The 3,826-nt window shown below is 57.2% G+C and carries 5 protein-coding genes and 1 pseudogene; all 6 read right to left on the bottom strand.

Features of this window, described 5'->3' with window-relative positions:
* Positions 1-245, bottom strand: a pseudogene (locus tag FDW87_RS21420) (ethanolamine utilization protein EutJ); the annotation flags it as partial.
* A gap of 12 nt (positions 246-257) precedes the next feature.
* Positions 258-1,661 (bottom strand): aldehyde dehydrogenase family protein, encoded by a 1,404-nt coding sequence (locus tag FDW87_RS01130; protein ID WP_016153953.1) that lies wholly within the window; start codon positions 1,659-1,661, stop codon positions 258-260.
* An 11-nt stretch (positions 1,662-1,672) separates the two neighbouring features.
* Positions 1,673-1,960, bottom strand: coding sequence for an ethanolamine utilization microcompartment protein EutN (gene eutN / locus FDW87_RS01135; protein WP_016153954.1), 288 nt, complete (start codon positions 1,958-1,960; stop codon positions 1,673-1,675).
* A 114-nt stretch (positions 1,961-2,074) separates the two neighbouring features.
* Positions 2,075-2,368, bottom strand: a complete 294-nt coding sequence (gene eutM / locus FDW87_RS01140; protein WP_003835054.1) for an ethanolamine utilization microcompartment protein EutM — start codon at positions 2,366-2,368, stop codon at positions 2,075-2,077.
* A gap of 35 nt (positions 2,369-2,403) precedes the next feature.
* Positions 2,404-3,420 (bottom strand): phosphate acetyltransferase, encoded by a 1,017-nt coding sequence (pta, locus tag FDW87_RS01145; protein ID WP_016153955.1) that lies wholly within the window; start codon positions 3,418-3,420, stop codon positions 2,404-2,406.
* Positions 3,417-3,826: ethanolamine utilization cob(I)yrinic acid a,c-diamide adenosyltransferase EutT (gene eutT, locus FDW87_RS21425; RefSeq protein ID WP_252362931.1), on the bottom strand; the 410-nt coding region annotated here is incomplete at its 5' end. The genes eutT and pta, both read right to left, overlap by 4 nt.

Here is a 3,826-nt window from a genome sequence, read left to right on the forward strand (position 1 = left end):
TGGCGACGAACGATGGTCACCGCACCGAAGAAATCCCAGACGATGCCATCGCGCACGACGTCGGCCCAGTCCAGGCAAACCGCAACCGGCTGTCCGTCACTGTCGACAACCATCGACACCACATCACACGTCCCCAAATCCACGCCCAGCCACAGCGGTGAATCGCTCTTTACGGGCGTCTGGTTACATAGCGTTGCCGCTTTTAGCAATCTGGGTGTCAGCCAACGTTGTTCGTCGTGCGCCATGTCGTTCACTCCTTATACAATTCTGAAGGCGTCCACCAACACACAGCGACGCAGACGCACAAACGTGCGTGCGCTGGTCACCCCTTCCCCGGTTGGCGTGGTAATGGTCATCGTGGTCCAGCCTTCGCCGCCGAGTCCAAGACCGGCAATGCACGGTCCGTTCTTAACGAAAATGCTGGTATCAATGGCGTTTGCCATGCGGTTCATGTTGTCGATATTGCGCGAGTGCATCGCCGCCGTATGGTGACAGCCGCCTTCAAGCTTGACCGCCAGTTCAATGGCCTCATCGACGTTGGCGACCCGCACGACCGGCAGAACCGGCATCATCAGTTCGGTTACGGCAAACGGGTGAGTCGCAGAGGTTTCGACGAACAACAGCCGGGTTTGCTCCGGTACATTCAGACCAATCGCCGCAGCGATTTTTCCTGCGTCGCGACCTACCCAGTCACGACTGACCGTGCCTTTACCGCGTTCATCGACATTTTTCAGCAGCACCGGTTGCAGCTGTTCGGCCTGAGCTGTGGTCAGCTTGACTGCATGCTGGCTTTCCATCAGACGCATCAGCTCATCAGCGACGCTATCGACCACGATCAGCACTTTTTCGTCAGCGCAGATAATGTTGTTGTCAAACGAAGCGCCTTTGACGATCGACTGGGCTGCGCGTGCCAGATCAGCCGTTTCATCAACCACCACCGGCGGATTTCCCGCACCGGCGGCAATCAGACGTTTGTTGGTGTGCTTACGCGCGGCGTCCACTACGGCTTCACCGCCGGTCACCACCAGCAGGCCGATACCTGGGTACTTAAACAGACGCTGGGCGGTTTCGATATCCGGATTGGCCACGGTAACCAGCAGGTTTGCCGGTCCGCCTGCAGCAACTACCGCCTGGTTAAGCAGAGTGATAGCGCGCTGAGACACGCCCTTGGCAGCCGGATGCGGTGCGAAGACCACGCTGTTGCCAGCCGCAATCAGGCTGATGGCGTTGTTAATAACGGTCGCAGCCGGGTTGGTGGACGGTGTCACCGAGGCCACCACGCCCCACGGCGCGTTTTCAATCAGCGTCAGGCCGTTATCACCGGTCAGAACCTGTGGAGACAGGCATTCCACGCCCGGCGTGGCGCGTGCCTGCGCCACATTTTTGGCAAATTTATCTTCAACGCGTCCCATGCCGGTTTCTGTGACGGCAAGTTCCGCTAATTCTCGGGCATGTTTTTCGCCCGCCTCACGTAGAGCCGTGATAGCCAGTTGGCGCATGGCAACGCTTTTCAGCCCTTGCTGGGCCAGTTTTGCTGCCGCCACTGCGTCATCCAGGGAGGCAAAAACGCCCATTTCTTGAACGGCACTGACGGGTTGGCTGCTGTCTTTCATTTTCAGCAGTACCGCTTTCACGACCTGTTCAATATCCTGTTGATTCATGATTTTCTGCCTTATTTATGGAAGATCACCTGACCACCTGCCACCACTTCATCAACAATGCCAATCACGCACAGATCGACAGGTGATGATTCGTTACGGTGCGCCTGACGGGCTGAGCTTCCGCTGACCAGCAGCACCCACTCTCCGGTTCCCGCCCCAATGCTGTCGATAGCAACAGCACATTGCCCGTCGGGATTTCCGCAGGCATCAATCATTTCCACCATCAGCAACTTGTCGTGCGCGAGCCCCTGATGGCGTACGGTACAAACAATTTGTCCTGTGACGATTGCCAGTTTCATACGCGCCTCCGTGGCATATTTCAGGTAAAACCTCCCCCTACCCTCCGCAGAAGGTAATGTGAAAAGGAGAGAGGGTGACGCCAGCAATGAAGTCTGTGGCGTCACATGGACGACTTACATGTCGTTGCTGTCGCCTTTAAAGCTGATCGGGAACACTTCTTCCAGATCGCCATGCGGACGCGGGATCACGTGTACGGAAACCAGCTCACCAATACGCTGTGCAGCAGCAGCACCAGCATCCGTTGCGGCTTTACATGCCGCTACGTCGCCACGGACCATTGCAGTAACCAGACCGCCGCCGATCTGCTTCACGCCGACCAGTTTCACGCGTGCCGCTTTAACCATTGCGTCAGAAGCCTCAATCAGTGCAACCAGGCCCCGGGTTTCAATCATTCCTAATGCTTCCATTGTGTTTTCCTCTCATAAGGGGTCCAGAACGGGACCTAAACAACCAGTGTGTGTGAGGCGTTTTCACGACTCATGTCAGTCTGACGCGGCACTGCTGCCACCAACGCCAGTTCGATAATTTCCTGTACGCTACAACCGCGAGAGAGGTCATGAAGCGGTGCGGCAAGCCCTTGGATTAACGGACCTACGGCACGATACCCTCCCAGACGCTGGGCGATTTTGTAGCCAATATTGCCTGCCTCCAGCGATGGGAAGACCATCACATTGGCATTGCCCTTTAACGGACTGGCGGGCGCTTTTTGCGCGGCGACATCCGGAACAAAGGCGGCATCAAATTGCAGTTCCCCATCCACGGTAAGCTGCGGGGCACGCTCACGAACGATCTCCGTAGCCTGCTGCACGTTAGCGACGTTAGGATGACGAGCACTGCCTTGACTTGAAAACGACAGCATGGCCACGCGCGGTTCTTCACCGGTGATCGCCTGCCATGTCTGCGCGCTGGCAATCGCAATATCCGCCAGCTGTGCGGCTGTGGGCTGCGGCACGACGCTGCAATCGGCAAACCCTAATGCCGGCCCGAGGTACTGCGGCAGCATCAGGAAAATTGACGACAGCGTTTTACAGCCTGGCTGTAGCCCAATAATGCGTAACCCAGCGCGCAGCACGTTTGCTGTCGACGACAAATTGCCCGCAATACAGACGTCAGCTTTACCCGCGCTAACCATGGCGGCGGCGAACATCAGCGGATCGTTGAGTTTTTCCAGCGCATCTGCAGGCGTTTTATCTCCCGCGCGGGCCAGCCAGCGCAGCGCAAACTCTTCACGCATGGACTGGTTGCTTTGCGGGTCGATAACCTGAATGCCATCCATCGCCACCCGATGGCTGAGGGCAAACTGGCGCAGCGCAAACGGACTGGCGACGAGAACAGGATGTGCCAGACCGTGCTGATGCAGGTAATTTGCCGCTTTCAACACCCGAACATCCAGCGCATCCGGGAACACCACCCGTGCAGGTGAGCGCTGGGCGAGTTGACGAGCACGTTCAATGATCATTGCTTCTCCCCCAGTCGCTGTTGAATTTGGCTAACCGTCAGTGGATGCTTCGCTACGCTCATTATCATCATCACGTAGACCGTACTGGAAAGGCGATTGAGCGCCTGCATGATGTCCGGTCGCATCACGTCAAAACTACGGGTGATGAATACCTGGGCCGCCACCGTCTCCGTTTCACGAACTTTGGTACGCAGCAGATTAAGCAACGCGCAATCACGGCCATGACTGGCTTCAGGCACCAGATGGTCGTGGTCCAGATAGCGCAGCGGCTGATGCGAAAGCCGGTGTAAATCTTCGTCGCTTAAACCGACGATAGCTTGTGCTGCCAGCGGCTCGTCGATAGCGTCGGCGCGCATAATGTTGCCCAGACGCGAACGGATATCCGCCAGCCACGGCTGCCACGGTT

It is taken from the genome of Citrobacter sp. wls826, assembly GCF_005281245.1.
GTDB lineage: Bacteria > Pseudomonadota > Gammaproteobacteria > Enterobacterales > Enterobacteriaceae > Citrobacter > Citrobacter braakii.

Excerpts from the sequence above, each read along its gene's own strand:
- eutM (WP_003835054.1), bottom strand. The coding sequence starts at position 2,368 with ATGGAAGCATTAGGAATGATTGAAACCCGGGGCCTGGTTGCACTGATT.
- FDW87_RS01130 (WP_016153953.1), bottom strand. The coding sequence starts at position 1,661 with ATGAATCAACAGGATATTGAACAGGTCGTGAAAGCGGTACTGCTGAAA.
- eutN (WP_016153954.1), bottom strand. The coding sequence starts at position 1,960 with ATGAAACTGGCAATCGTCACAGGACAAATTGTTTGTACCGTACGCCAT.
- pta (WP_016153955.1), bottom strand. The coding sequence starts at position 3,420 with ATGATCATTGAACGTGCTCGTCAACTCGCCCAGCGCTCACCTGCACGG.